The organism is Sediminimonas qiaohouensis DSM 21189 (genome assembly GCF_000423645.1).
Classification (GTDB): domain Bacteria; phylum Pseudomonadota; class Alphaproteobacteria; order Rhodobacterales; family Rhodobacteraceae; genus Sediminimonas; species Sediminimonas qiaohouensis.
The window spans coordinates 254,149-280,109 of sequence record NZ_AUIJ01000001.1 but is presented as its reverse complement, the minus strand read 5'-3'; the positions used below and the strand labels follow the sequence as shown (position 1 = coordinate 280,109).

At 65.8% G+C, this 25,961-nt stretch carries 24 protein-coding genes; 18 read left to right on the top strand and 6 right to left on the bottom strand.

Annotation, left to right across the window (positions count from 1 at the left end; translation table 11 throughout):
* The first annotated feature begins 58 nt into the window (after positions 1-58).
* The 4 genes from hutG to G568_RS0101310 all read left to right on the top strand — a co-directional run bounded on the left by hutG (position 59) and on the right by G568_RS0101310 (position 4,651).
* Positions 59-853 carry an N-formylglutamate deformylase gene (gene hutG, locus G568_RS0101325; protein WP_026756351.1) on the top strand — a complete coding sequence of 265 codons (795 nt, stop codon included), beginning with the start codon at positions 59-61 and terminating at the stop codon, positions 851-853.
* Between the two features lie 328 nt (positions 854-1,181).
* Positions 1,182-2,846 (top strand): urocanate hydratase, encoded by a 1,665-nt coding sequence (hutU, locus tag G568_RS0101320; protein WP_026756350.1) that lies wholly within the window; start codon positions 1,182-1,184, stop codon positions 2,844-2,846.
* A 252-nt stretch (positions 2,847-3,098) separates the two neighbouring features.
* The gene (locus G568_RS0101315; RefSeq protein WP_026756349.1) at positions 3,099-3,701 is read left to right on the top strand and encodes a LysE/ArgO family amino acid transporter; all 603 of its coding nucleotides are present in this window, start codon (positions 3,099-3,101) and stop codon (positions 3,699-3,701) included.
* A gap of 44 nt (positions 3,702-3,745) precedes the next feature.
* Positions 3,746-4,651 carry a DMT family transporter gene (locus tag G568_RS0101310; RefSeq protein WP_245582851.1) on the top strand — a complete coding sequence of 302 codons (906 nt, stop codon included), beginning with the start codon at positions 3,746-3,748 and terminating at the stop codon, positions 4,649-4,651.
* A gap of 92 nt (positions 4,652-4,743) precedes the next feature.
* On the opposite strand, the gene choV is transcribed toward G568_RS0101310, so the two are convergent.
* The 3 genes from choV to choX all read right to left on the bottom strand — a co-directional run bounded on the left by choV (position 4,744) and on the right by choX (position 7,688).
* A complete protein-coding gene (choV, locus tag G568_RS0101305) occupies positions 4,744-5,778 on the bottom strand; it encodes a choline ABC transporter ATP-binding protein (protein WP_026756347.1) in 1,035 nt (344 codons plus the stop codon).
* Positions 5,775-6,611: a choline ABC transporter permease subunit gene (gene choW, locus G568_RS0101300; RefSeq protein WP_026756346.1), complete on the bottom strand. Its 837-nt coding sequence runs from the start codon at positions 6,609-6,611 to the stop codon at positions 5,775-5,777. The genes choV and choW overlap by 4 nt, the downstream gene beginning before the upstream one ends.
* A gap of 153 nt (positions 6,612-6,764) precedes the next feature.
* The gene (choX, locus tag G568_RS0101295; protein ID WP_026756345.1) at positions 6,765-7,688 is read right to left on the bottom strand and encodes a choline ABC transporter substrate-binding protein; all 924 of its coding nucleotides are present in this window, start codon (positions 7,686-7,688) and stop codon (positions 6,765-6,767) included.
* Positions 7,689-7,783: 95 nt separating this feature from the next.
* Between choX and betI the strand changes: the two genes are divergently transcribed.
* The 5 genes from betI to G568_RS0101265 all read left to right on the top strand — a co-directional run bounded on the left by betI (position 7,784) and on the right by G568_RS0101265 (position 12,850).
* A complete protein-coding gene (gene betI / locus G568_RS0101290; RefSeq protein ID WP_157084220.1) occupies positions 7,784-8,368 on the top strand; it encodes a choline-binding transcriptional repressor BetI in 585 nt (194 codons plus the stop codon).
* Between the two features lie 56 nt (positions 8,369-8,424).
* Entirely contained in the window at positions 8,425-9,891 is a 1,467-nt protein-coding gene (gene betB, locus G568_RS0101285; protein ID WP_026756343.1) for a betaine-aldehyde dehydrogenase, read from the top strand.
* A gap of 76 nt (positions 9,892-9,967) precedes the next feature.
* Positions 9,968-11,626: a choline dehydrogenase gene (gene betA, locus G568_RS0101280; protein WP_026756342.1), complete on the top strand. Its 1,659-nt coding sequence runs from the start codon at positions 9,968-9,970 to the stop codon at positions 11,624-11,626.
* Between the two features lie 338 nt (positions 11,627-11,964).
* Complete coding sequence (locus G568_RS0101270) at positions 11,965-12,528, top strand: hemerythrin domain-containing protein (RefSeq protein ID WP_026756341.1); 564 nt, start codon at positions 11,965-11,967, stop codon at positions 12,526-12,528.
* Positions 12,529-12,613: 85 nt separating this feature from the next.
* Entirely contained in the window at positions 12,614-12,850 is a 237-nt protein-coding gene (locus G568_RS0101265) for an HP1242/YdcH family protein (protein WP_026756340.1), read from the top strand.
* Positions 12,851-13,094: 244 nt separating this feature from the next.
* Here the strand turns inward: G568_RS0101265 and G568_RS0101260 are convergent, their stop codons facing one another.
* Complete coding sequence (locus G568_RS0101260; protein ID WP_026756339.1) at positions 13,095-14,495, bottom strand: helix-turn-helix domain-containing protein; 1,401 nt, start codon at positions 14,493-14,495, stop codon at positions 13,095-13,097.
* Between the two features lie 264 nt (positions 14,496-14,759).
* The gene (locus tag G568_RS0101255; protein WP_026756338.1) at positions 14,760-15,974 is read right to left on the bottom strand and encodes a multidrug effflux MFS transporter; all 1,215 of its coding nucleotides are present in this window, start codon (positions 15,972-15,974) and stop codon (positions 14,760-14,762) included.
* A 169-nt stretch (positions 15,975-16,143) separates the two neighbouring features.
* Here G568_RS0101255 and G568_RS0101250 point away from each other — a divergent pair, with 169 nt between their 5' ends.
* From G568_RS0101250 to G568_RS0101220, 6 genes are all read left to right on the top strand, one after another.
* On the top strand, positions 16,144-17,676 hold the full coding sequence (locus G568_RS0101250; RefSeq protein WP_026756337.1) for an acyl-CoA carboxylase subunit beta: 1,533 nt from the start codon (positions 16,144-16,146) through the stop codon (positions 17,674-17,676).
* A gap of 252 nt (positions 17,677-17,928) precedes the next feature.
* Positions 17,929-18,072: a hypothetical protein gene (locus G568_RS20450; RefSeq protein WP_169576927.1), complete on the top strand. Its 144-nt coding sequence runs from the start codon at positions 17,929-17,931 to the stop codon at positions 18,070-18,072.
* 192 nt (positions 18,073-18,264) lie between these two features.
* Positions 18,265-18,597, top strand: a complete 333-nt coding sequence (locus G568_RS0101240) for a hypothetical protein (protein WP_157084217.1) — start codon at positions 18,265-18,267, stop codon at positions 18,595-18,597.
* A gap of 78 nt (positions 18,598-18,675) precedes the next feature.
* Complete coding sequence (locus G568_RS0101235; protein ID WP_026756335.1) at positions 18,676-19,023, top strand: hypothetical protein; 348 nt, start codon at positions 18,676-18,678, stop codon at positions 19,021-19,023.
* A gap of 367 nt (positions 19,024-19,390) precedes the next feature.
* Positions 19,391-19,597, top strand: a complete 207-nt coding sequence (locus G568_RS0101230) for a hypothetical protein (RefSeq protein ID WP_037373450.1) — start codon at positions 19,391-19,393, stop codon at positions 19,595-19,597.
* Between the two features lie 224 nt (positions 19,598-19,821).
* Positions 19,822-21,822 carry an acetyl-CoA carboxylase biotin carboxylase subunit gene (locus tag G568_RS0101220; RefSeq protein WP_026756333.1) on the top strand — a complete coding sequence of 667 codons (2,001 nt, stop codon included), beginning with the start codon at positions 19,822-19,824 and terminating at the stop codon, positions 21,820-21,822.
* Between the two features lie 60 nt (positions 21,823-21,882).
* On the opposite strand, the gene G568_RS0101215 is transcribed toward G568_RS0101220, so the two are convergent.
* Positions 21,883-22,341: a DUF4174 domain-containing protein gene (locus G568_RS0101215; protein ID WP_026756332.1), complete on the bottom strand. Its 459-nt coding sequence runs from the start codon at positions 22,339-22,341 to the stop codon at positions 21,883-21,885.
* A gap of 123 nt (positions 22,342-22,464) precedes the next feature.
* On the opposite strand from G568_RS0101215, the gene scpA reads away from it, so the two are divergent.
* From scpA to G568_RS0101200, 3 genes are all read left to right on the top strand, one after another.
* Complete coding sequence (gene scpA / locus G568_RS0101210; RefSeq protein WP_026756331.1) at positions 22,465-24,594, top strand: methylmalonyl-CoA mutase; 2,130 nt, start codon at positions 22,465-22,467, stop codon at positions 24,592-24,594.
* A gap of 225 nt (positions 24,595-24,819) precedes the next feature.
* Positions 24,820-25,437 carry a VOC family protein gene (locus G568_RS0101205; RefSeq protein ID WP_026756330.1) on the top strand — a complete coding sequence of 206 codons (618 nt, stop codon included), beginning with the start codon at positions 24,820-24,822 and terminating at the stop codon, positions 25,435-25,437.
* Positions 25,438-25,447: 10 nt separating this feature from the next.
* On the top strand, positions 25,448-25,939 hold the full coding sequence (locus tag G568_RS0101200; protein ID WP_026756329.1) for a GNAT family N-acetyltransferase: 492 nt from the start codon (positions 25,448-25,450) through the stop codon (positions 25,937-25,939).
* Positions 25,940-25,961 lie beyond the last annotated feature (22 nt).

Below are 25,961 nucleotides of genomic sequence, written 5' to 3'. Positions count from 1 at the left end.
CGGCCAATTCACCCCGGAGTATTGCGGGCAAGATGAAGCACGGGGAGGGGCGATGAGCGTGATCGAGGTGACGCGCGGCGAGGGGCCGATCGTCCTGGGCCTGCCGCATACCGGGACCGAGGTGCCGCCGGAGATCTGGGCGGGACTGAACGAGGTGGGGCGGGCGCTGGCCGATGCCGACTGGCATGTCGAGCGGTTGTATGCCGGGTTGCGCGATGACGTGAGCACGGTGCGCACGAGGGTGCATCGCTACGCGATCGATGTGAACCGGCCCCCCGATGGCGCGAGTCTGTATCCGGGGCAGGCGACAACGGGGCTGTGTCCGCTTACGGATTTCGACGGGCGGCCGATTTACCGCGAGGGACAGGCGCCGGATGAGGCCGAAGTGGCGCGGCGGCGGGCGGCGTATCACGCGCCTTATCATGCCGCGCTGGCGGCGGAATTGGCGCGGGTGAAGGCACGGCACGGGGTGGCGATACTTTATGATTGCCACTCAATTCGGAGTAAAATTCCACATTTGTTCGACGGAATCTTGCCGGATTTCAACATTGGGACGAACTTATCCACAAGCTGTGCGGCGCTGGTGGAGGAGGTGGCGGTCGCGCGTGCCGCGCAGGCGGCGGGATTTACCCATGTCGTCAACGGCCGGTTCCGCGGGGGGTGGACCACGCGGGCCTATGGCAGGCCCGATGAGGGCGTGCATGCCATCCAGATGGAGCTGGCGCAAGCGAGTTATATGCAAGAAGCGCCGCCGTGGCGGTACCTGGAGCCGAAGGCAGAGGTGCTCAGGCCGCATTTGTTGCATATCTTGAATGGCCTGGCGGACGTTGTTGAAGCGGGAGAATTACGGTGAATTCGTGCGATGCAGGTGGGGCGCGCGGTCAGCCCGAGGCCCGGGAGCGAGGCGCGGATAGGGCCGGGAAAGCGGCAGTGTATAGGGTGTTTGACGGCGTGTTTGGGCGGTCCTTGGATGCGCCTGCGAACGACATTTGTGAAACGCCGATAATTCCAATGAAATCCGATGATTATGCGCCGTTTCTGAGAAAAACGAATGCCCTGACGTCGCGCGGGCGGGAATTTGACCGTCTGCGGCCGGAGAATTCGGGCCTCATGTGCGCCTGCACACCACTAATTCTGACATCATCGCCGGCCCTATGCCGGCCAGCCGAGGGAGCGAGACAATGACGAACCTACGCCACAACACCCGCGACATATACCCCGACACGGGCCCCGAGATCAGCGCGAAAAGCTGGCTGACCGAGGCGCCGATGCGGATGCTGATGAACAACCTGCACCCCGACGTGGCCGAGAACCCGCACGAGTTGGTCGTCTATGGCGGCATCGGTCGCGCCGCCCGCACGTGGGAGGATTTCGACCGCATCGTCGGGGCGCTGAAGGCGCTGGAGGATGACGAGACATTGCTGGTGCAATCGGGCAAGCCGGTGGGGGTGTTCCGCACGCATGCGGACGCGCCGCGGGTGTTGATCGCCAACTCGAACCTGGTGCCGCACTGGGCCACTTGGGACCATTTTAGCGAGCTCGATAAAAAGGGCCTGATGATGTACGGGCAGATGACCGCCGGGTCGTGGATCTATATCGGCAGCCAGGGCATCGTGCAGGGCACCTACGAGACCTTTGTCGAGGCCGGCCGGCAGCATTACGACGGCAAGCTTAGGGGCCGGTGGATCCTGACCGGGGGTCTGGGCGGCATGGGCGGCGCGCAGCCGCTGGCGGCGGTGTTTGCCGGGGCCTGCTGCCTGGCGGTGGAATGCGACGCGGACCGCGCGGCGTTTCGCAAGCGCACCGGCTATGTCGACGAGATCACCGATGACCTGGACGAGGCGCTGGAGATGATCGGGCGCTGGACCACTGCGGGCGAGGCCCGGAGCGTGGCCCTGATCGCCAACGCGGCGGACGTGTTTCCCGAGTTGGTGAGGCGCGGGGTGCGCCCCGATATCGTGACCGACCAGACCAGCGCCCATGACCCGGTGCATGGCTACCTGCCGCAGGGCTGGAGCGTGGCGCAGTGGCGCGATGCGCAGGAGCGTGACCCAAAGGCGGTGGAGCGCGCCGCGCGTGCCAGCATGCGGGTGCATGTGCAGGCGATGGTGGAGTTTTGGAACGCGGGCGTGCCGACGTTGGATTACGGCAACAACATCCGGCAGGTCGCGCTGGAGGAGGGGCTAGAGGATGCGTTTGCCTTTCCCGGGTTCGTGCCGGCCTATATCCGGCCGCTGTTTTGCCGCGGTGTGGGGCCGTTCCGGTGGTGCGCCCTGTCGGGTGATCCCGAGGATATCTACAAGACCGACGCCAAGGTGAAGCAGTTGATCGATGATCCGCACCTGCATCAGTGGCTGGACATGGCGCGCGAGCGGATCAGTTTCCAGGGGCTGCCGGCGCGCATCTGCTGGGTGGGGCTGGGCCTGCGGCACAAGCTGGGCCTGGCGTTCAACGAGATGGTGCGCAATGGCGAGCTGTCGGCGCCGGTGGTGATCGGGCGCGATCACCTGGATAGCGGATCGGTGGCCAGCCCCAACCGCGAGACCGAGGCGATGAAGGATGGCAGCGACGCGGTCAGCGATTGGCCGCTGTTGAATGCGCTTTTGAACACGGCGAGCGGTGCGACATGGGTCAGCCTGCATCACGGCGGCGGCGTCGGCATGGGGTTCTCGCAGCATTCCGGCATGGTGATCTGTTGCGACGGGACCGAGGCGGCGGACAGGCGGCTGGCCAACGTGTTGTGGAACGATCCGGCGACGGGCGTGATGCGGCATGCCGATGCGGGCTATGACATCGCGTTGGATTGCGCACGTGAACATGGGCTGAACCTGCCGGGGATATTGTAGGGTCTGGGTCGCCTGGTCATCCGGGGGGTGATTGGCCTTGAGCTGACCTTCGATATAGCGCGCTGCGCGGAATCAAGCCCGCAGGGCGCCGCGCATCGCCGCACCGCGGCCCAACGATGCGCGGCTTTTCAACCGAACACCTCGCGTCAGAGGTCGAACAACACCACGCCGCGCCGGGGCTGGCGGATTTTTCGCCGGCCCGCTATGCCGGGGCTGCGCCAAGCATAGGCGCATGACGGAGGGCAGGGCATCATGCAGGCGGCATTCGTGGCGGGGTTCGGGCTGGGCATATCGCTGATCCTGGCGATCGGGGCGCAGAACGCCTTTGTCCTGCGCCACGGCATCCGGCGCGAGCATGTCCTGGCGGTGGTGATGACCTGCGCGGTCAGCGATGCGATCCTGATCGCCGCCGGTGTGGCGGGGTTTGGCGCGCTGGCGCAGGCGGTGCCGTGGCTGGAGCCGGTGATGCGGTGGGGCGGCGCGGCGTTCCTGGGCGTTTATGGCGTGCGGGCGTTCTGGGCGGCGTGGCGCGGCGGCGAAGTGCTAAGCGTGCGCAACGGCGGCGCGCAGGGCGCGCGGACGGTGGTTCTGACGTGCCTGATGCTGACCTGGGCCAACCCGCATGTGTACCTGGATACCGTGGTTCTACTGGGGTCGGTTTCGGCGCAGTATGAATCGCATAGCGGGTTTGCACTGGGTGCAATGCTGGCCAGTTTCGTCTTTTTCTTTGGCCTGGGTTATGGCGCGCGCCTGTTGGCGCCCTTTTTTGCAAGGCCGAACGCGTGGCGGGCTTTGGACCTGGGCGTGGGCGCGGTGATGTGGGCGATCGCCATCGCGCTGTTGCGCGGGGCCTGAGCGGGGGCTTGCCCTTGCCCGTGCGGCATGTGTTGATGGCCGGCATGATGGAAACTCCGCAGCCCCGCCCGGTATTGGGCGTCTTCTGGATGGTGATCACCGGCTTTCTTTTCGTCGGGGTGACGGCGATGGTGAAATACCTTGGCACCGGCATTCCGGCGTCGCAGGCGGCGTTCCTGCGCTATGCGATCGGGCTGTTGTTCATGATCCCGCTGCTGCGCCCGATCATGAACGTGCGCCTGTCGCAGCGGCAATGGGGCCTGTTCGCGCTGCGCGGGATGGCGCATGCGATTGGCGTGGCGCTGTGGTTCTTTGCGATGGCGCGCATTCCGATCGCCGATGTCACGGCGATGAACTACATGTCGCCCATTTACGTGACGCTTGGCGCGGCGCTGTTTCTTGGTGAAAAGCTGGCCCTGAGGCGGATATTGGCGGTGATCGCGGCGCTGTTGGGGGCGCTGATCATCCTGCGGCCGGGGTTCCGCGAGATCGGGCCGGGGCACCTGGCCATGCTGGGCACGGCGGTGGTGTTCGGGGCGTCCTACCTTTTAGCCAAGATGCTGACGGACGAGACCAACGCAGCGGTGGTGGTTGGGATGCTGTCGTTTTGGGTGACACTGGGCCTTGCGCCGATGGCGGCGGCGGTCTGGGTCACGCCCGATTGGCACGCGCTATTGGTGCTGAGCGGTGTTGCCCTGCTGGCGACGGCGGGGCACTACACGATGACGCTGGCGTTTTCGGTGGCGCCGGTGACGGTGACGCAGCCGGTGACGTTTTTGCAACTGGTCTGGGCGGTGACGCTGGGGGCGCTGGTGTTTGGCGAGGGCGTCGATCCGTGGGTTGTGGCCGGGGGCCTTGTGATCCTGGGGTCGGTCACGTTCATCACATGGCGCGAGGCGGTGCTGCGGCGGCGTGTGCTGACGCCGCCGCCCTTGGCGACCAAGGTCTGAGCCGCCCTTGGCGACCAAGGTATGAGCCGCCTTTGGCGACCAAAGTATGAGCCGCCTTTGGCGGCGGTGGTCTGAGCCCCGTCGCCCCCGCCTCAGGTTCCGCGGGGGTCCAGGAGTTTGGCCAGGATGACATTGCGGGTGATCTGGCCCAGAAGCTGACCATCGCCGTCCACCACGCCGATTGGCCGATCGTGCCCCTGCGCGGCCTGCATCACCTCGCGGATGGTGGCCTCGGGCGGCACGCTGCGGTCGGGCGTGTCGCTGGCCGGGTCCATCACGTCGACGGCGCGCAGCACGCCCAGCGGGTTCATATGCGCCACGAAATCGGCGACATACTCGGTTGCCGGGTTGGTAAAAATCTGCTGCGGGGTGCCGCATTGCACGATGCGCCCGCCCTCCATGATGGCGATGCGGTTGCCCAGCTTGAACGCCTCGTCAAGGTCGTGGCTGACGAAGACGATGGTGCGGCCCAGGGATTTCTGCAGCTCCAACAACTCGTCCTGAAGGCGGGTGCGGATCAGCGGGTCGAGCGCCGAGAACGGCTCGTCCATGAGCAGGATCGGCGCGCGCGTGGCAAAGGCGCGGGCCAGGCCGACGCGCTGTTGCATGCCGCCCGACAGGTCCGACACGCGGCGATCGGCCCAGTCGGCCAAGCCCACCAGCGATAGCTGCTCATCGATGCGGGTGCGGCGCTCATCCGCGCCCAGCCCGGCCAGCTCAAGCCCCAGCCCGACATTGTCGCGCACGCTCCGCCACGGTAGCAGGCCGAATTGCTGGAACACCATAGCGACGTGGTTCTGGCGGATGTCGCGCAGGGTGCGCGGGCTGGCGGTGGTGACGTTGGTCAGGCCGGTATCGGTGGCGACCTCGACACTGCCGCGCGCCACCGGGTTGAGGCCGTTGACCGCGCGCAGAAGCGTCGATTTGCCCGAGCCGGACAAGCCCATGAGCACGACGATCTCGCCCTCGGCCACGTCGAGCGAGCAATCGTGCACGCCCAGAACCTGCCCGGTCTGCGCCTGGATCTCGGGGCGCGAAAGGCCCTCGTCCATCAGGGGCAGCGCCGCTTGCGGGCGCTCGCCAAAGACGATGGAGACGGAATTGAAACGAACGGCGGGAGTGGTCATTGGGCGCGCTCCAGTCTGAGCATACGGTCAAGCATGATGGCCAGCACAACGATCACGAGGCCACTTTCGAAGCCAAGGGACACGTTGACGGTGTTGATTGCGCGCAGCACCGGCACGCCCAGCCCGTCAGCGCCCACCAGCGCGGCGATCACGACCATCGACAGTGACAGCATGATGGTCTGGTTCAGGCCCGCCATGATCTGCGGCAAGGCGTGGGGCAGTTCGACCTTGATCAGCGTCTGGCTGGGGGTCGAGCCGAAGGCCTGCGCCGCCTCGAGTAGGGGTTTGGGTGTCGAGGTGACGCCAAGATGCGTCAGGCGGATGGGCGCGGGCACCACGAAGATCACCGTCGCGATCAGCCCCGGCACCATGCCGATGCCGAAGAACACGATCGCGGGGATCAGGTAGACGAAGGTGGGCAGCGTCTGCATCAGGTCCAGCACCGGGCGCAACCCGCGGTAAAGGCGCGGGCGGTGCGCGGCGGCGATGCCGATGGGCACGCCGATGGCCATGCAGAACACGCAGGCCGACAGCACCAGCGTCAGGCTTTCGGTGGTTTCTTCCCAATAGCCCTGGTTGAGGATGAAGGCGAAACCGAACGCGACGAACAGGCAGGTTTTCCAGTTCCGCTGCACCGCCCATGTGAAGGCGATGAAGATCAGCGCGATCACCGCCGGGTGCGGGGTTTGCAACAGCCACAGGAAGGCGTCGATCAGCGCCTCCATGGCATCGGCGAGGGCGTCGAAGAACCACGCACCGTTGGTTTGCAGCCAGTCAAACAGGTCGGCGGCATAGGGGCCGATGGGGATTTTTGAGTCGGTAAGCCAGTTCATGAGCAAGGCCTTTTGGCGAATACGTCCGGGAGGGGGACGGGCGCGCAAAGCGTGTTTCGCGCGCCCGGACAGGCATAGCGGCCCCGTCCGCCGCTTGCCGCCCCCGGTATTGCGGGGGCAGCGCGCGGCGCGCGAGGCGGGTTTTGCGGGGGGTTACATGTCCAGCGCGGCCTTGACGGCGGGCAGGGCCGGTTCGCCATCGGCGGTGGTCACACCGTCAAGCCACGGGCCGAGCGTGTCGGGGTTGGCCTTGAGCCACGCGGTTGCTGCCTCTTCGGGATCGGCGCCGTCATTGAGGATGTCGGCCATGATCTCGTTCTCCATGGACAGGGTGAAGGACAGGTTGCCCAGGAAGGTGCCCAGGTTGGGGCATTCCTCGGACAGGCCGGCGCGGGTGTTGGTGTAGACGGTTGCGCCGCCCAGGTTGGGGCCGAACCAGTCATCGCCGCCCGTGAGGTAGGTCATGTCGAAGCGCGCGTTCATCGGGTGCGGTTCCCATCCCAGGAACACGATCGGCTCGTCCTTGCGGTCGGCGCGGGCGACCTGTGCCAGCATGCCCTGTTCCGAGCTTTCCTTGACCTCGAAGCCGCTAAGGCCAAACGCGTCGTCGGCGATCATGTCCATGATCAGGCGGTTGCCGTCATTGCCCGGCTCGATGCCGTAAATGGTTTGGTCCAGCGCCTCGGCCTGGTCCGCGATCTTGGAGAAATCGGTGATGCCCAGCTCGGCGCCGGCGGCGTTGGTGGCCAGCGTATACTTGGCCCCTTCGAGGTTGGCGCGCACGGTTTCAACGGTGCCGTCCTCGCGGTAGGGGGCAATGTCGGCCTCCATCGTGGGCATCCAGTTGCCAAGGAACACGTCGATATCGCCTGCCGCCAGCGAGGTGTAGGTCACGGGAACCGACAGCAGCTTGGTCTCGGTGTCGTAGCCCATCGCGTCCAGCACGACGCTGGTCGCGGCGGTGGTGGCGGTGATGTCGGTCCAGCCGACATCGGCGAAGGTGACGCTGGTGCAATCGGCCATCGCGGGGGCGGCAGCGACGATCGCCAGTGCCGAGAGTGTCGTGCGGTAGGTCATTGTGGAACTCCTGTTTGTCTTGGTGTCGTTTTCTTGATTGACGAGTCAATTAAACTCGAATTACCTTGGGATTGCAAATCCTGCGGAGAATTTCAATGCCCAAGCTCGGAATGGAGCCTATACGCCGTGCCGCTTTGGTCAAAGCGACGATTGATGCGATAGGCGAGGCTGGCACGCTGGACGTGACCGTGGCGCAGATCGCCCGGCGGGCGGGTATGTCCAGCGCGCTGGCGCATCACTACTTTGGCGGCAAGGAGCAGATATTCCTGGCGGCGATGCGTCACACGCTGACGGTGTATGGCGCCGAGGTGCGCGGCGCGTTGGCCATGGCCGATACCGCGCATGCCCGTGTCGAGGCGATCGTGCGGGCCAGTTTCAGCGATTCCAACTTTCGCCGCGAGGTGATTGCGACCTGGCTGAATTTCTACGTTCTGGCTCAGACCTCGGCGCAGGCGAACCGTTTGCTGTGTATCTATCAGCACCGGCTGCGCAGCAATCTGAGCCATGCGCTGAGGTCGCTGGTGGGCGCGCGCGCAGGGCAGGTCGCGGACCGTCTGGCGGCGTTGATCGACGGGTTTTACCTGCGCCACACCCTGGGGCGCGACAACCCCGATGGCGGGGCGGCGGTGGCGCAGGTGTTGCGCAGCCTGTCGCTGGAGCTGGCGCGCGGGGCGCATTGAGCGGCGCGGCCGCTTTTGCCCCGTTTCCGACAATCACGGCAACAAGAAGGTTCCCGATGACCAATAGTTCGCAAACTCAACCCGAAGCCAGCCATTTCATCGGTGGCACCTATGTCGAGGACACCGCCGGCGCTTTGATCGAGGTGATCCACCCCGCCAGCGGCGCGGTGATCGCCACCGTGCATGCCGCCACCGACGCGGTGATCGAGCGGGCCATCACCTCGGCCCGCGCGGCGCAGCGCGATTGGGCGGCGCTGTCGGGGATGGAGCGGGGCAGGGTCTTGCGCCGGGCGGCGGACATCATGCGCGAGCGCAACCGCGAATTGTCCGAGCTGGAGACGATGGACACCGGCAAGCCGTTGCAGGAAACGCTGGTTGCCGACGCCACCAGCGGGGCGGACGCGCTGGAGTATTTCGGCGGGCTGGCGGGCTCCCTGAACGGTGAGCATATCGCGCTGCCGGGCGGCGATTGGGCCTATACCACGCGCGCGCCGCTGGGCCTGTGCGTGGGGCTGGGCGCGTGGAACTATCCGACGCAGATCGCCTGCTGGAAGGCGGCGCCGGCGCTGGCGTGCGGCAACGCGATGGTGTTCAAGCCGTCCGAGGAAACGCCGCTTTGCGCGCTGAAGGTGGCCGAGATCCTGATCGAGGCGGGCGCGCCTGCGGGCCTGTTCAACGTGGTGCAGGGCGCCGGCTCGGTCGGCGCGGCGCTCAGCACGGATGCGCGGGTGGACAAGGTCAGCCTGACAGGATCGGTGCCCACGGGGCGCAAGGTCTATGCCGCCGCCGCCGACGGGATGAAGCATGTCACCATGGAGATGGGCGGCAAATCCCCGATGGTCGTGTTCGACGATGCCGATCTGGAGGACGCCGTCAGCGGCGCGATCATGGGCAATTTCTATTCCTCGGGGCAGGTGTGTTCCAACGGCACGCGGGTGTTCGTGCAGCGCGGCCTGCGCGATGCGTTCCTTGAGCGGCTGAGCGCGCGCCTTGATGGCGTGGTGATCGGCGATCCGATGGACGAGGGCACAAATTTCGGCCCGCTGATCAGTGCCGGGCAGCTTGAGATCGTGGAGGGCTACATCGCCAAGGGTGTGGCCGAGGGCGCGCGCCTTGTGCAGGGCGGCCAGCGGGTGAACCGCGAGGGGTATTTCCTGACGCCGGCGGTGTTCGCGGATGTGCGCGACGAGATGACCATCGCGCGCGAGGAAATCTTTGGCCCGGTGATGTGCGTTCTGGATTTCGACGCCGAGGACGAGGTCATCGCGCGCGCCAACGACACGCAATTCGGCCTGTCGGCGGGGGTGTTCACGCGAGACATCGCCCGTGCGCACCGCGTGATCGGGCAGCTTGAGGCGGGGAGCTGTTTCATCAACTCCTACAACGACGCGCCGGTGCAGGTGCCCTTTGGCGGCGTCAAGATGTCAGGCGTGGGGCGCGAGAACGGCACCGCCGCGATCGAGCATTACAGCCAGACCAAGGCGGTCTACGTGCGCATGGGCCACGTCGAGGCGCCGTTCTGAGGCGCCCGGCCGCGGCGGCGGCGTTCAGGCAATGGCGAAACGGGGCCGCGCGCCCCATTGATGCGAGTGAGACGTAATGGAAGCGGATTTCGTGATAGTCGGAGCAGGCAGCGCGGGCTGTGCGATGGCCTATCGGCTGGCCGAGGCGGGCGAATCGGTGCTGGTGGTCGAGCATGGCGGCACCGATGCGGGGCCGTTCATCCAGATGCCCGGCGCGCTCAGCTACCCGATGAACATGAAGCGCTACGACTGGGGCTACGAGACCGAGCCGGAGCCGCACCTTGGCGGCAGGCGGCTGGCGTGCCCGCGCGGAAAGGTGATCGGCGGCTCGTCCTCGATCAACGGGATGATCTACGTGCGCGGCCATGCGTGCGACTATGACCACTGGCGCGACAGCGGCGCGCGCGGCTGGGGCTATGCCGACGTGCTGCCGTATTTCCGGCGGATGGAGCATTGGCACGATGGCGGCCATGGCGGCGATCCGGATTGGCGCGGCACCGATGGGCCGCTGCATGTCACCCGGGGCACGCGCGCCAACCCGCTGGCGCGGGCCTTTGTCGAGGCCGGGCAGCAGGCCGGGTACGAGCGCACCGACGACTATAACGGCGAGAAACAGGAGGGGTTCGGCCCCTATGACATGACGGTGTGGCGCGGGCGGCGCTGGTCGGCGGCCAACGCCTATCTCAAGCCGGCGCTGCGGCGCGACAATTGCGACCTGGTGCGCGCGCTGGTGCGGCGCGTGGTGATCGAAGAGGGCCGCGCCGTTGGCGTCGAGGTCACGCGCGGCGGCAAGCGCGAGGTGATCCGAGCGCGGCGCGAGGTGGTTCTGGCGGCGTCGAGCATCAACTCGCCCAAGCTGTTGATGCTGTCGGGGATCGGTCCGGCCGGGCACCTGGCCGAGCACGGGATCGAGGTGGTCGCCGACCGCCCCGGCGTGGGTGGCAACCTGCAAGATCACCTGGAGCTGTATATCCAGATGGCCGCCAGCCAGCCGGTGAGCCTGTACAAATACTGGAACCTGCTGGGCAAGGCCTATGTCGGGGCGCGGTGGCTGCTGGCGCGCAGCGGGCCGGGGGCCAGCAACCAGTTTGAAAGCGCGGGCTTCATCCGCTCGGCCGCGGGGGTGGATTACCCTGATATCCAGTTCCATTTCCTGCCGATCGCGGTGCGCTATGATGGCCAGGTCGCCGCCGAGGGGCACGGGTTCCAGGCGCATGTGGGGCCGATGCGATCACCCTCGCGGGGGCGGGTGACGCTGCGCTCGGGCGATCCTGATGATGATCCGCGCATCCTGTTCAACTACATGAGTACCGATCAGGACTGGAGCGATTTCCGGCGCTGCATCCGGCTGACGCGCGAGATATTCGAGCAGGAGGCGTTCAAGCCCTACGTGCGCCACGAGATCCAACCGGGGGCTGAGGCGCAGAGCGACGAGGCGCTGGACGATTTCATCCGCGAGCACGTGGAAAGCGCCTATCACCCCTGTGGCACCTGCCGGATGGGGCGCGCGGATGACGCGGGCGCGGTGGTCGACGAGCAGGCCCGCGTGATCGGGGTGACGGGGTTGCGAGTGGCGGATAGCTCGGTGTTTCCGCGCATCACCAACGGCAACCTCAACGCGCCGTCGATCATGGTGGGCGAGAAGGTGAGCGATCACCTGCTGGGCCGCACGCCGCTGTCGCCGGAAAACGCGCAGCCGTGGATGCACCCCGAGTGGAAGACGGCGCAGCGGTAGGGGGCTTGGGCGGTCATAGGGCGGAGGGTTGACGGGACGCGCATCGTCGGGCCGCGGTGCGGCGATCCTACGCTGGTGAGGGGCAGTTTATGCTGGCCAAATCCGAATGACATTTGTGCGGTGCGCATACGTTAGCAAAATCGCCGTGCCGGTGGGCGGCCCGGCGATGCGCGGCGCCCTTTGGGCGCTATTCCGCGCAAGGCACTATATGAGAAGGCAGCAGCCGGCCATATCCCGCCAAAACCGCACCCGCATGGCCCTGCGCCTGTGCGGCGGTGTGTAGGGGGTGTGCGTATTCTCCCGGCGACGGGGACGGGGCGGTGGCGTATGATGCGCGCATGGATACCGCGCTTGACCTGGAAACCCGCACCGGCCTGCCTGAGCACTTGCGCGTGCTGGCCCGCAAATTCCCCCGCGCCGCGTGGCAGGGACATGCCAATTTCAACGATCTGACGGCGTTCTGGCTGGAACGGCACCTGATGTTTCGCAAGGTGCTGGACAAGCTGGTGAGCGACGCGCAGCTTCAGCTGGACGAGGCGCAACCGCGGTTCGGGGCCGAATTGTCGCGCTATACCGGGTTTTTCCTGAACCAGTTGCACGGCCATCACATGATCGAGGATCACGAGTATTTCCCGAAGTTCCAGGGCTTCGACAAGCGGCTGCTGCGGGCGTTCGAGGTGCTGGATGCCGATCATCACGCGCTGGACCGGCACATGAAGGAGCTGGCGGACGGCACCAACGCGGTGCTGCGGGCGCTGCAGGAGGGCAAGGGCGCGCATGATGGCGTGGGGCGGCTGTTGCAGGTGCAGGAGGGGTTTCGCGGGTTCCTGGATCGTCACCTGATGGACGAGGAGGAAATCATCGTGCCGATCATCCTGGAATACGGCGATGAAATCGACTGAGGGTGGGGCGGATTGATCTGTCTCAAGGCGGGGCGGCGCGGCGGTGCGATAGGGTCTGATCGACGCAAGATAAGGAGAGCGCGAAATGTCCCATACACCCCATGAACTGCAGGACGAGTTTCCGGACCTGGCCGACAAGATCACCGAGAAAAAGCAAAATGACGGTCATTTCGCCAAGCTGGCGGAGGAGTATCACGAGCTGAACCGGGCGGTGCACCGGGCGGAGACGAACGTGGAGCCGGTCGAGGAACTGGCCGAGGTGGAAATGCGCAAGAAACGCGCCGCGCTGAAGGATCAGCTATATGCGATGCTGACGGATTGAGCGGGCGGTTTTACTCTGAACGGTAGAGCCAATTGCTGGTTTTTGTATGAGTAATCGCGTCTCGCGCGCCGTTTGGCGTTGCGCCGGGTAGCGGTGTGGCTGCGCCACGCTTTATAGAGTGGGCGCGCGGGGGGCGATGCCCCCGCGCGCCGGTGGGGCGCTGCCCCGCCGCGCGTTTCACGCGCGGCCCCCCGAAGTATTTTGGGCAAGATGAAGCCGTGTTGGCGGTGGGCGTCGTTGGCCGCTATTCCACCGTGTAGGGGAGCACGTCGCGGCGGTCGGCGTCGACGCTCAGGCGCCTCTCTAGTGGTGGCACCGAGCGCTGGTGGCAGGTGGTGCGTTCGCAGATGCGGCAGGAGATGCCTATCGGCTCGAACGCGCGGGGGTTGGTGAGGTCCAGGTCATCGGCGTAGACCAGCGCGCTGGCGTGGCGCACCTCGCAGCCCAGCGCGATGGCGAAGCGGCGGATCGGGGCGCCGAAGCTGCCGCCGGGTTTGGACACGTCGCGCGCGAGGCTGATATAGCGCACGCCGTCGGGGGTTTCGGCGAGTTGCCGGAGGAACCGGCCCGGTGTCTCGAACGCGCGGTGCACGTTCCACAGCGGGCAGGCGCCGCCGAAGCGCGCGAATTGCAGGTGCGTGGCCGAGTGGCGCTTGGTGATGGTGCCGGCCTGATCGACGCGCACGAAGAAGAACGGCACGCCCTTGGCGCCGGGGCGTTGCAGGGTCGAGAGGCGGTGCGCCACCTGTTCGATCGAGGCGCCAAAGCGGTGCGCCAGCAGCTCCAGGTCATGGCGGGTGTCCTGCGCGGCGGCGAGGAAGGCGCCGTAGGGCATCAGGGCCGCGCCGGCGAAATAGTTGGCCAGCCCGATCTTGGCGATGGCGCGGGCGGCGTCGGATTGAAAGCGGGCCAGGTCGAGCGTTGCCTCGATCAGCGGGTCGTGGTTGAGCAGCGCCAGTTGCAGCAGCATCTGGAAGGCGCGGGTTTCGGGGGCGGCGCGGCTGGACAGCGTCAGGATGCGGCTGGCGGGATCGAACTGCCGCAGGCGGGGGGTGTCGGCGTGGGCGATGCTGACGCCCGCGCGGTCCAGCGCGGCGGCGGCATGGGCGGCCATCGGTGTGCCGGGGGCGGCGCGGGCGGCGAAGTGTTCGGCGGCGTGATCGACCGCGTCGATGTAGTTGTCGCAATAGTGGAAGAAATCGCGCACCTCGTCCCATGGGCTGGTTTGCATGCGGGAATCGTCGCGGCCAAGCGCCTCGTCCAGCGACGCCAGACGCTCGCGCGTTTCGCGGTAGGCGCGGTGCAGGTCCAGGAAGGCGCGCGCCAGCGCCGGGGCGTTCGACGCGGCGAGGCGCAGATCGGCCATCGGCGGCGCGTTGTCGGCGAAGACGGGATCGGCCATCGCCTCGCGCATGTCGGAGACGAGCCGGGCGCTATCGCCGCTGCCCAGTTCGGTCACGTCGAAGCCAAACTCCTGCGCCAGCGCCAGCACGACGGTGGTCGAGACCGGGCGGTTGTTGTTCTCCATCTGGTTGAGATAGGGCAGGGACACGCCCAGCTTGGCGGCGAAATCCTTTTGCGTTAGGGCGAGGCGCTGGCGCGTTTCGCGCAGCTTGGCGCCGGCGTAGAGTTTTCGGGTGGCCATGTGGGGTGCCTTTGCAAACCGTGTTTAGCGGGTTGTAAATCTGCAAAGCGGCGGGGGCAAGCGCGGGGTGTTGGTTTGACCCCATGGCGCGGGCTGCAAGCCCGGGCCGCGCCCGACCCTCCCCACGGGAGGGCGCTTTGGTGATGTCGTTTATGGCATGTAAGTCATCACTGCTTTTGAGAATTGCGCCAATCACGAGCGCTGCTATGCGCCCACCCAGGGTCGGGCGCGACCCGGGCAGGCGAATCCGTTTTGTTGGCGCGATCAGATGCCGAGGCGGCGTTCGCGGCGGATGACGGCGAGGATCGACAGCACCGAGAACACCGAGGTGATGAACATGATCCATGTCAGCGGAAACTCGCCCCGCCCCGGCACCAGCAGCGCACCCGCCAGCGCCGACAGGACCGCGCCGCCGCCGATCATGATCGCGCCGCCAAGGCCCGAGGCGGTGCCGGCAAGGCGCGGGCGCACTGACAACATGCCTGCGGTGGCGTTCGAGATGACCATGCCGTTGCCAAGGCCCACCATCGTCATGAAGCCAAAGAACACCAGCGGCCCGGAAAACCCGGCATAGGACAGCAGCAGCGACAGCGCCATGCCCGTTGACGCGCTGAGCGCGCCGCACAGCACCATGCGGTTGACGCCGATCCGCGCGGACAGCAGGCCGGTGGCCCAGTTGCCCATGAAATAGCCGACCGCAGGGGCGGAGAAGTAGAAGCCCAACACGCCGGGGCTAAGGTGGAATACCTCGCTGCCGACGAAGGGGGCGCCGCCGAGATAGGCAAAGAACGCCCCCGATCCGAACGCGGCGGCGAGGCAGTAGCCCCAAAAGCGCGGCGCGGTCAGCAGCTCGGGGTATTCGCGGAATTGTTGCGCGAGGGTGTTGGTGCTGGGCGGGGCGGTTTCGCCCAGGTCGCGCCACGACACCGCCAGCACCAGCAGCCCGCACAGCAGCAGCATCCAGAAATTGGCGGTCCAGCCGAACAGCTCCTCCAGCACGCCGCCGATGGCGGGGCCCATCATGGGCACCACGGCCATGCCCATGGTGACGTATCCGATCATCGAGGCGGCGCGGTCCTGTTCGTAGATGTCGCGCACCACCGCGCGCGACAGCACCATCGCGATGGCCACAACCGCCTGGATCATGCGGAAGGCAAGGAAGATATAGGCGTTGGGCGCCAGCAGGCAGCCCACCGTCGCGATGCAGAAGATCACGAGGCACCCGAGGATCAGCGGGCGGCGGCCGTACTTGTCCGACACCGGCCCGATCAGCACCTGAAGCACCGCGTTCATGCCTAGGTAGATCGCGACCGAAAGCTGCATCAGGCGGTAATCTGTCTGGAAATACTCGGCCATGCCGGGCAGCGACGGCAGGAAGATGTTCATGCTCAGCGCCGAAATCCCGGCAAGCAGGATCAGCGTGGATATATGGGGTGGGTGACCCGGTTTGAGATACCCGGAGGTTGAGTCGCGCGTCATTCCACAATCGGTAGGGCGCGGTCTTGGGGAAGTCCATTGCGCCGCTGCGGAAATATTCAATTTTGCTATTCGCAAAACTTGTATTTTCCAAAATTTGCAAATTTGCCGGAAATCGTTTTGTGCCGCGCTGTTCGCCCTGTATACGGACGCCAAACGGAAGGGAACAGCCATGAAAGATATCCTGCAGGAACTGGAAAACCGCCGTGAACAGGCCCGCTTGGGTGGCGGCCAGAAGCGGATCGATGCGCAGCACGGGCGCGGCAAGCTGATTGCGCGGGAGCGGATCGAGCTGCTGCTCGACGAGGGCACGTTCGAGGAATTCGACATGTTCGTCGCGCATCGCTGTACCGATTTCGGCATGGAAGAACAGCGCCCCTACGGCGATGGCGTTGTGACCGGCTGGGGCACGGTGAACGGACGCATGGTCTATGTGTTCAGCCAGGATTTCACGGTGTTCGGTGGGTCGCTGTCGGCGACGCACGCGCAAAAGATCTGCAAGATCATGGACATGGCCATGCAGAACGGCGCGCCGGTGGTGGGGCTCAACGATTCGGGCGGCGCCCGCATCCAAGAGGGCGTCGATAGCCTTGCCGGCTATGCCGAGGTGTTCCAACGCAACATAATGGCCAGCGGCGTGATCCCGCAGATCAGCGTGATCATGGGCCCCTGCGCGGGCGGCGCGGTGTATTCGCCGGCGATGACCGACTTCATCTTCATGGTGAAGGATAGCTCTTACATGTTCGTGACCGGCCCCGACGTGGTCAAGACCGTCACCAACGAGGTGGTCACCGCCGAGGAACTGGGCGGGGCATCGACCCATACCAAGAAATCCAGCGTCGCCGACGCGGCGTTTGAAAACGATGTCGAGGCCCTGGCCGAGGTGCGGCGCCTGATCGATCTGCTGCCGCTCAACAACCAGGAAAAGCCGCCTGTTCGCCCGTTTTTCGACGATCCCGATCGGGCCGAGCCGAGCCTTGATACCCTGATCCCGGACAACCCGAACATGCCGTATGACATGAAGGAGTTGATCCACAAGATCGCCGACGAGGGCGATTTCTACGAGATCCAGGAGGATTTCGCCAAGAACATCATCACCGGGTTCATCCGCCTTGAGGGGCGCACCGTGGGCGTTGTGGCGAACCAGCCGATGGTCCTGGCCGGGTGCCTGGATATCGACAGCAGCCGCAAGGCGGCGCGGTTCGTGCGGTTCTGCGATGCGTTCGAGATCCCGATCCTGACTTTTGTAGATGTGCCCGGGTTCCTTCCCGGTACGGGGCAGGAGCTGGGCGGTGTGATCAAGCACGGTGCGAAGCTGCTGTTCGCGTATGGCGAGGCGACGGTGCCCAAGGTGACGGTGATCACGCGCAAGGCCTATGGTGGGGCGTATGACGTGATGGCATCCAAGCACCTGCGCGGCGATTTCAACTACGCCTGGCCAACGGCGGAAATCGCGGTGATGGGCGCCAAGGGCGCGACCGAGATCATCCATCGCGCCGACCTGGGCGACGAGGAAAAGATCGCCAGCCACACCGCCGATTACGAGGCGCGCTTTGCCAACCCGTTCGTCGCGGCCGAGCGCGGCTTTATCGACGAGGTGATCCAGCCGCGCAGCACCCGCAAACGGGTGGCGCGGGCGTTTGCCGCGCTGCGGGGCAAGAAGCTGAGCAATCCGTGGAAGAAGCACGACAATATCCCGCTTTGAGGCGATAATGCCTGCTCTGCATTTGGGGAAGATTATGACGCACATACAATATCTTGCGGCGCACTCTTCAGGTGGCCTGCCGGTTGAGGCTTTGGCGTCACAGGATCGGCGCGCGCGCCGGGGCGGATGTATTTCCACCGCCGGGTGCGGTATACTTGGCGCCGGGCGTGTCCGGTTGGGCGCGGTCCCATCTATTGGGCAGGTTGGGGGCATTGACCCCGTTATGTCCGCAAAAAGAGACAGGAGACAGGCATGTCAACAAGCATCAAGAGCATACTGGCGCTTTGCGTCGTCGGCTTTGTCGGCGCCTGCGCGCAGCCCGCACAGGAAGAATATGTCGTGGTCGAGCCCGAGCCGATCTCGACCGAGCCGGAATACACCGGAAAATTCAAGTAACACCGGACCGGGGCGGGCGTTTGCGCCTGCCCCGGCTCCCGCGGGCATGGTGGTGCCCGCTCTCTTTTGCCCTTGTCCGGGACTGCGTTTGCGCCGCGGCGCATCAATGTGGCCGAATAGCCCGGATTTTGCTACAATCGTCGGACGCGGATCGTTTTTTTTCCGCATAACGAGGGGTAAAAGGAGTTTCCAATGTTCAGAGTTACCATGCTTGGCACAGGGCTGGCGATTGCCGGCTTCCTCGGGGCCTGCGCCCAGCCGGAACCCCAGAAGATGGCGATTAGCGGCGAGCCGGTCTACAACAAGATGGGCGAACTTCAGGGCTGTGTTCAGGGCAACCAGAGCGTGCCATGTCAGCCTGGCGGCGGATGCCAGGACGTGGCCGGCGCCGCGCCCTGCGTGCCGAACGAGCAATACCAGCCGCCCGGTGGCAACGGCGGCAACGGGCAGACCGGCGGCAACGGCCAGACCGACGGCAACGGCCAGACCGGCACCAACGGCCAGACCGGCGCAGTCGCCGGCTAAGGGCGCAGCCCTTGGGCACGGGCCGATTGGCGGCCGGGCGGGCGCGGACCTGCCCACTGCCTTCGGGAGGGCCGTGCCATGCTGAAGCATCGCGGATTTCCCGGGCGCTTGCCCGGGACGGATTTTCAGTTTGTCATTCGCCGGCCCAACCCCAAGGGGGTGACGCCGCTGGCCCCAAGGGCGCGCTACGCTGATCGCCGCCCCGCCGACAAGCGCGCGGACGAGGCGTTTCTGGCCGCGCTATGGGATCATTTCGGAGATGAGCCGTTCGAGCGCGGCAACCTGGATGCCGGGCGGCTGAACTGGCTGTTCGGGCGCGAAGTGGTGCCGGCAGAGGATCCATTCGACCCCGAAAGCTATGAGGCGCTGCTGCGGATCGACGTGGCGGCGGCGCGCGCATCTTTCCCCGAGGTGTTCGAGGCATGACCGGCATGTTTCCGCGCAACCCCCGCGTATCTGAGCGGAGCGCCGCTCAACCACGCCGTGCCGGGCGCGACGGCTTGGCGGGGGCCGGTTTGCCCGCCATGATCGATGGTGCGCGGACAGAGACAAAGTGGCCCGCGCACAAGGTTCGGATTTTGGATACGGACCTGACCCCATACCCTTCCCCTGTTGGATGGGCTTGTCAGGCAACTGGCAGCCCATCCATTTTTTTGCCCGCCACCGGGCCGAAGAGGGGCCGGGGGACCGGGGTCGCGCGCCTCGCGGCCAAGCTGCATGGGCGTTTCAAGATGGTGAAGGTCGTGGTATCCTATTTGGGTGATACGCCACGCAAGCAAAGGGAAAGAGCGATATGCGGACTGCAATATTGGGCCTTGGATTTACCTGCTTCGCGGCGCTTGCCGGGTGCGGTGATACCATGGGCGAACAGGCGCTGTTGGGCGCTGGCGCAGGCGCGGGCACCTCGGTTCTGCTGGACGGGAATGTCGCGGGTGGCGCGCTTGTGGGGGCGGCGGCCAACGTCGCCTATTGCCAGAAGTACCCGGGCCGCTGCAACTGAACGCGCGGCAGACAAGGCCAGTTATCGGTTGAACACGCGCGGCGCCCCCGGATTTTCCGGAGCGGGCGCCCGCAGGCATGACATCGCGCCGTTTGCGGCGGCGCTGCGCGATGCTTTGAATAATTCCATCAAATCAATGAAATGTGACGCGGCGCCGGTGGGGCGCTTTGCGCGGCCGGGACAGGGCCGCGCCGTTGCAGGGTAAGGAAAGGAAGAGGGGCAAGATGTTCAAGAAAATCCTGATCGCGAACCGGGGCGAGATCGCCTGCCGGGTTATCAAATCCGCCCGCAACATGGGCATCAAGACCGTCGCGATCTATTCCGATGCCGATCGGGATGCCCTGCATGTGCGGATGGCCGACGAGGCGGTGCATATCGGCCCGGCGCCCGCGAACCAGTCCTATATCGTGATCGACAACGTCATGAAGGCGATCCGCGACACCGGCGCAGAGGCGGTGCATCCCGGCTATGGCTTCTTGTCGGAAAACCCCAAGTTCGCCGAGGCGCTGGAGGCCGAGGGCGTGGCCTTTGTCGGGCCGCCCAAGGGCGCGATCGAGGCGATGGGCGACAAGATCACGTCGAAAAAGCTGGCGCAGGAGGCGGGCGTCAGCACCGTGCCGGGCGTGATGGGCCTGATCGAGGACGCCGAGGAGGCGGTCAAGATCAGTCGCGAGATCGGTTACCCGGTGATGATCAAGGCATCGGCTGGCGGCGGCGGCAAGGGCATGCGCATCGCGTGGGACGACGACGAGGCGCGCGAGGGGTTCCAGAGTTCGAAGAACGAGGCGGCGTCATCGTTCGGCGATGACCGCATATTCATCGAGAAGTTCGTCACCCAACCCCGCCATATCGAGATCCAGGTGCTGTGCGACAGCCACGGCGGCGGCGTTTACCTGCACGAGCGCGAATGCTCGATCCAGCGGCGCAATCAAAAGGTGATCGAGGAGGCGCCGAGCCCGTTCCTTGACGCGGACACCCGCAAGGCGATGGGCGAGCAGGCGCTGGCGCTGGCGCATGCGGTGGATTACGCGAGCGCGGGCACGGTGGAGTTCATCGTCGATGGCGACAAGAATTTCTACTTTTTGGAGATGAACACGCGGTTGCAGGTTGAGCATCCTGTGACCGAACTGATTACCGGCGTGGACCTGGTCGAGCAGATGATCCGTGTGGCGGCGGGTGAGAAGCTGCCGTTCACGCAAGAGGATATCGCGCTCAATGGCTGGGCGATTGAGAGCCGCCTTTACGCCGAAGACCCGTATCGCGGGTTCCTGCCGTCGATCGGGCGGCTGACGCGCTATCGCCCGCCGCAGGAGACGGTCAGCGACACCGCCAAGGTGCGCAACGATACCGGCGTCTTTGAGGGCGGCGAGATTTCCATGTATTACGATCCGATGATCGCCAAGCTGTGCACATGGGCGCCGACCCGTGCGCAGGCGATCGAGGAAATGCGCGTCGCGCTGGATAGTTTCGAGGTGGAGGGGATCGGCCACAACCTGCCGTTCCTCAGCGCGGTGATGGATCACCCCAAGTTCGTCGCGGGCGAGATGACCACCGCCTTCATCGCCGAGGAATACCCCGACGGGTTCAACGGCGTTACCTTGCCCGAGGACGATCTGCGCCGGATCGCGGCGGCGGCGGCGGCGATGCACCGGGTGGGCGAGATCCGGCGCGCGCGCATTTCGGGGCGCATGGACAACCACGAGCGCCATGTCGGGCGCGACTGGGTGGTGACGCTTCAGGGGGAGCGGTTTGCCGTGAGCATCGACGCCGACCACGAGGGCGCCAGTGTCAATTTCGAGGATGGCACGCAGATGCGCGTAGCAAGCGACTGGACCCCCGGCAACCCGCTGGCGGTGCTGGACGTGGACGGTGCGCCGCTGGTGCTGAAGGTCGGGAAAATATCGGGCGGGTTCCACCTGCGCACGCGCGGCGCGGACCTGAAATGCCACGTGCGCACGCCGCGCCAGGCGGAGCTGGCAGCCCTGATGCCCGAGAAGGAGGCGGCGGATACCTCGAAGCTGTTGCTGTGCCCGATGCCCGGCCTGATCGTGAAGGTTGACGTGGCCGAGGGCGACGAGGTGCAGGAGGGCCAGGCCCTGTGCACCGTGGAGGCGATGAAGATGGAGAACATCCTGCGCGCCGAGCGCCGCGGCGTGGTGGCGAAGATCAACGCCGGCGCCGGCGACAGCCTGGGCGTGGATGACGTGATCATGGAGTTCGAATGACGCGATGATACTGGCAGACGCGACAGCAGCACTCGACTGGTCGCCGCGGCGCCGCGGCGGTCAGTCCTTGCCCAGATCCTCGCGGATTTCCTGCTGGCGGATCGGCCACTTGTCGATGCTGCGGGAAATCTCGCGCATGTCCCAGGGTGCGGGTTTGCGCAGCTTGACCTGTCCGTCCTTGCCGATCAGCACCAGCCCGAAACCGCGTGGGCGCAGTTTCTGGCGCAGCGATGATTTTCCCTCGGGGTTGGTATCGGTCAGAACCACCACGTCGCGGACCAGGAGGGCGGGGACGTCTTCGCGCAGCTTTTCCATCTGTTGCCTGAAGCTCGGGTCGAGCGGGCTGTCGGCGAACACCACGATCAGGCGGTTTTCCCATTTGAACTGTTCAAGCGTGATGTCGCCCGCTTCCATCAGGGGCATTTCGGGGCTATCCCCGCCATCCTCCTCGACCGCCAGTGCGGGTGCGATTGACAAAATGACGAATAACGCGGCGACAAGGCTGAATGCAGATTTCATGGCCCCTCCTTCCTCCGCAGATATAGGAGGTTTGACCGCGAATGCGAATGGCCATTCGCGCCCGCCCCCAAAGATTTTTGCGCCGCGTGAAGGCGCGCGCGCACAGATGAAAGGACCAGCACGATGAGCGACACAAGGGATGACTGGCGCGCCCGCGCCGAGAAAGAGCTCCGCGGCAGGCCGCTGGAGGCGCTGACGTGGAAAACCTTGGAAGGGATCGAGGTTCAGCCGCTTTATACCGCCGAGGATGTCGAGGGTCTGCCGCACCTGGGCAGCCTGCCGGGGTTTGCCCCGTTCACGCGCGGCCCGCGCGCCACCATGTATGCCGGGCGGCCCTGGACGATCCGGCAATACGCGGGGTTCTCCACCGCCGAGGAAAGCAACGCCTTTTACCGCCGGGCGCTGGCGGCGGGGCAGCAAGGCGTCAGCGTGGCGTTCGACCTGGCCACGCATCGCGGCTATGACAGCGATCACGAGCGCGTGGTCGGCGACGTCGGCAAGGCGGGTGTGGCAATCGACAGCGTCGAGGACATGAAGATCCTGTTCGATCAGATCCCGCTGGACAAGGTCAGCGTGTCGATGACGATGAACGGCGCGGTGATCCCGATCCTGGCCAGTTTCATCGTCACCGGCGAGGAGCAGGGCCACGACAAGTCGGTCCTGTCGGGCACCATTCAGAATGATATTCTGAAGGAATTCATGGTGCGCAACACCTATATCTATCCGCCCGAGCCAAGCATGCGGATCATCAGCGATATCATCGAGTTCACCAGCACCGAGATGCCGCGCTTCAACTCGATCTCGATCTCGGGTTACCACATGCAGGAGGCTGGCGCGAACCTGGTGCAGGAGCTGGCCTATACGCTGGCGGACGGGCGCGAATACGTGAAGGCCGCGATCGAGGCGGGCATGGACGTGGACAAGTTCGCCGGGCGGCTGTCGTTCTTTTTCGCCATCGGCATGAATTTCTTCATGGAGGCGGCCAAGCTGCGCGCGGCGCGGCTGTTGTGGCACCGCATCATGACCGAGTTCGGCGCGCAGGAGGACCGATCAAAGATGCTGCGCACCCATTGCCAGACCAGCGGTGTCAGCTTGCAGGAGCAAGACCCCTACAACAACGTGATCCGCACCGCCTACGAGGCGATGAGCGCGGTTCTGGGCGGCACGCAGTCGCTGCACACCAACGCACTGGACGAGGCGATCGCGCTGCCCACGGATTTCAGCGCCCGCATCGCGCGCAACACGCAGTTGATCTTGCAGGAGGAAACCGGCGTGACCAACGTGGTCGATCCGCTGGCAGGGTCGTATTACGTGGAGCGGCTGACCCATGACCTGGCCGAGAAGGCGTGGGAGCTGATGGAAGAGGTCGAGCAGATGGGCGGCATGACCAAGGCCGTGGCCAGCGGCATGCCCAAGCTGCGCATCGAGGAAACCGCCGCCACCCGGCAGGCGATGATCGACCGCGGCGACGAGGTGATCGTTGGGGTCAACAAGTACCGCAAGGAAACAGAGGACCCGATCGATATCCTGGATATCGACAACGCCAAGGTGCGCGACGGTCAGGTGCGTGCGCTGGAGCGTATCCGCGCCGAACGCGACGAGGACGCGTGCACCGCCGCGCTGGACGAGTTGACCCGCCGCGCGCGCGAGGGCGGTAACCTGCTGGAGGCCGCGGTCGAGGCCGCGCGCACCCGCGCAACCGTAGGAGAGATCAGCATGGCCATGGAAAAGGTGTTCGGCCGCCACCGCGCCGAGGTCAAGACGCTGGCGGGCGTCTACGGCGCTGCCTACGAGGGCGACGAGGGGTTCGCCGCGATCCAGAAATCGGTCGAGGATTTCGCCGAGGAAGAGGGCCGGCGCCCGCGTATGCTGGTGGTCAAGATGGGGCAGGACGGGCACGACCGCGGCGCCAAGGTGATCGCCACGGCATTCGCCGATATCGGGTTCGACGTGGACGTGGGGCCGCTGTTTCAGACGCCCGAAGAGGCCGCGCAGGACGCCATCGACAACGATGTGCACGTGATCGGCATCTCCAGCCAGGCCGCCGGGCACAAGACCCTGGCGCCGCAGCTTATCGAGGCGCTGAAGGCGCGCGATGCGGGCGATATCATCGTGATCTGCGGCGGCGTGATCCCGCAGCAGGATTACGAGTTCCTGACAAAGGCGGGGGTGAAGGCCATCTTCGGCCCCGGCACCAACATCCCCGAGGCGGCGCAGGATATCCTGAAGCTGATCCGCGCGGCGCGCGGCTGAGGCCGGGGCGGGGGGCTGTCTGCCCCCCACACCCCCCGAGGATATTTTTAGCCAGAAGAAGCGGTGCGGGGGCGGGAATTGCGCGGGCTGGGGATGAGCGGTCTGTTATGGGTGTTGAGGATTGGCGCCAATGCGCGGCGTCTCAACCGGGTTGATCAACGGCCGATCGAGGCTTTCATCGCCCCCCGGCACCGGGTATGTTGAATTGGGAAAAGGAGCACGGGCATGGTGGATCTGGATCACCTGGCGGTGGCGGCCGAGACGCTGGAGGCGGGGCGCGCGCATGTCGAGGAGGCGCTGGGCGTGACATTGCAGCCCGGCGGCGCGCATGCGCGGTATGGCACGCATAACATGTTGCTGGGGCTGGAGGATGGCCTGTACCTTGAGGTGATCGCGGTTGACCCAAAAGCGCCGGTGCCGAAATGCGCGCGGTGGTTCGATCTGGACCGGTTCGCCGGGGCGCCGTGCCTGTCGAACTGGATCGGTCGCTGCGAGGATTTGGACGCGGCGCTGGAGCGTAGCCCGGAGGGCAGCGGCGCGCCCGTGGCGCTGGAGCGGGGCGACCTGCGGTGGCACATGGCGGTTCCGAGCGACGGGACCGTGCCGTTTGGCGGCTGTTTCCCGGCGTTGATGCAATGGCAGGGGCCGGGGCATCCGGCGGAGCGGCTGGAGCCATCAGGGTGCCGGCTGAACCGGTTAGTGCTGTCGCATCCGCGGGGTGGCGATCTGCGCACCGCGCTGTCGCCGCTGGTGAACGATGCGCGCGTCGTGGTGCAGGACGGCCCGGCGGCAGAGCTGGTGGCCGAGTTCGACACGCCGAACGGGCGCAGGCATCTGGCATGAGGAACCTGACATGCGCATAAGGGCCGCGCGGGCGTGTGATGCCGGGGCGGTTGCGGAGATCTGGAACCCGCTGATCCGCGATAGCGCGACGACCTTTACCACCACGCTCAAGACACCTGCGGGGCTGGCGGCCGAGTTCGAGGCGTGCCGCATCGAAGGGCGCGCCTTTCTGCTGGCCGAGGGGGAGGCGGGCGCGGTTCTGGGCTTTGCCACCTACGGACAGTTTCGCAAGGGGCCGGGCTATGCCCACACGATGGAGCATTCGATCATCCTGTCCGAGGCCGCGCGCGGGCGCGGTGTGGGCCGGGCCCTGATGGCGGCGCTGTGCGATCATGCCCGCGCGGCGGGGGTTCATTCGATGATCGCGGGGGTCAGCGCGGAAAACCCCGCAGGCGTTGCGTTTCACGAGGCTGTGGGCTTTGCCAAGGTTGCACGGCTGCCGCAGGTGGGACGCAAGTTTGGCCGCTGGATGGATCTGGTTGTGCTGCAGAAGTTTCTGTGATGTCGCACTGACAGGGTGCACG

What these genes read in the sequence shown, in the direction of transcription:
- hutU (WP_026756350.1), top strand. Translation starts at nt 1,182, where the DNA reads ATGACGAACCTACGCCACAACACCCGCGACATATACCCCGACACGGGC.
- G568_RS0101315 (WP_026756349.1), top strand. Translation starts at nt 3,099, where the DNA reads ATGCAGGCGGCATTCGTGGCGGGGTTCGGGCTGGGCATATCGCTGATC.
- G568_RS0101310 (WP_245582851.1), top strand. Translation starts at nt 3,746, where the DNA reads ATGATGGAAACTCCGCAGCCCCGCCCGGTATTGGGCGTCTTCTGGATG.
- choV (WP_026756347.1), bottom strand. Translation starts at nt 5,778, where the DNA reads ATGACCACTCCCGCCGTTCGTTTCAATTCCGTCTCCATCGTCTTTGGC.
- choW (WP_026756346.1), bottom strand. Translation starts at nt 6,611, where the DNA reads ATGAACTGGCTTACCGACTCAAAAATCCCCATCGGCCCCTATGCCGCC.
- choX (WP_026756345.1), bottom strand. Translation starts at nt 7,688, where the DNA reads ATGACCTACCGCACGACACTCTCGGCACTGGCGATCGTCGCTGCCGCC.
- betI (WP_157084220.1), top strand. Translation starts at nt 7,784, where the DNA reads ATGCCCAAGCTCGGAATGGAGCCTATACGCCGTGCCGCTTTGGTCAAA.
- betB (WP_026756343.1), top strand. Translation starts at nt 8,425, where the DNA reads ATGACCAATAGTTCGCAAACTCAACCCGAAGCCAGCCATTTCATCGGT.
- betA (WP_026756342.1), top strand. Translation starts at nt 9,968, where the DNA reads ATGGAAGCGGATTTCGTGATAGTCGGAGCAGGCAGCGCGGGCTGTGCG.
- G568_RS0101270 (WP_026756341.1), top strand. Translation starts at nt 11,965, where the DNA reads ATGGATACCGCGCTTGACCTGGAAACCCGCACCGGCCTGCCTGAGCAC.
- G568_RS0101265 (WP_026756340.1), top strand. Translation starts at nt 12,614, where the DNA reads ATGTCCCATACACCCCATGAACTGCAGGACGAGTTTCCGGACCTGGCC.
- G568_RS0101260 (WP_026756339.1), bottom strand. Translation starts at nt 14,495, where the DNA reads ATGGCCACCCGAAAACTCTACGCCGGCGCCAAGCTGCGCGAAACGCGC.
- G568_RS0101255 (WP_026756338.1), bottom strand. Translation starts at nt 15,974, where the DNA reads ATGACGCGCGACTCAACCTCCGGGTATCTCAAACCGGGTCACCCACCC.
- G568_RS0101250 (WP_026756337.1), top strand. Translation starts at nt 16,144, where the DNA reads ATGAAAGATATCCTGCAGGAACTGGAAAACCGCCGTGAACAGGCCCGC.
- G568_RS20450 (WP_169576927.1), top strand. Translation starts at nt 17,929, where the DNA reads ATGTCAACAAGCATCAAGAGCATACTGGCGCTTTGCGTCGTCGGCTTT.
- G568_RS0101240 (WP_157084217.1), top strand. Translation starts at nt 18,265, where the DNA reads ATGTTCAGAGTTACCATGCTTGGCACAGGGCTGGCGATTGCCGGCTTC.
- G568_RS0101235 (WP_026756335.1), top strand. Translation starts at nt 18,676, where the DNA reads ATGCTGAAGCATCGCGGATTTCCCGGGCGCTTGCCCGGGACGGATTTT.
- G568_RS0101230 (WP_037373450.1), top strand. Translation starts at nt 19,391, where the DNA reads ATGCGGACTGCAATATTGGGCCTTGGATTTACCTGCTTCGCGGCGCTT.
- G568_RS0101220 (WP_026756333.1), top strand. Translation starts at nt 19,822, where the DNA reads ATGTTCAAGAAAATCCTGATCGCGAACCGGGGCGAGATCGCCTGCCGG.
- G568_RS0101215 (WP_026756332.1), bottom strand. Translation starts at nt 22,341, where the DNA reads ATGAAATCTGCATTCAGCCTTGTCGCCGCGTTATTCGTCATTTTGTCA.
- scpA (WP_026756331.1), top strand. Translation starts at nt 22,465, where the DNA reads ATGAGCGACACAAGGGATGACTGGCGCGCCCGCGCCGAGAAAGAGCTC.
- G568_RS0101205 (WP_026756330.1), top strand. Translation starts at nt 24,820, where the DNA reads ATGGTGGATCTGGATCACCTGGCGGTGGCGGCCGAGACGCTGGAGGCG.
- G568_RS0101200 (WP_026756329.1), top strand. Translation starts at nt 25,448, where the DNA reads ATGCGCATAAGGGCCGCGCGGGCGTGTGATGCCGGGGCGGTTGCGGAG.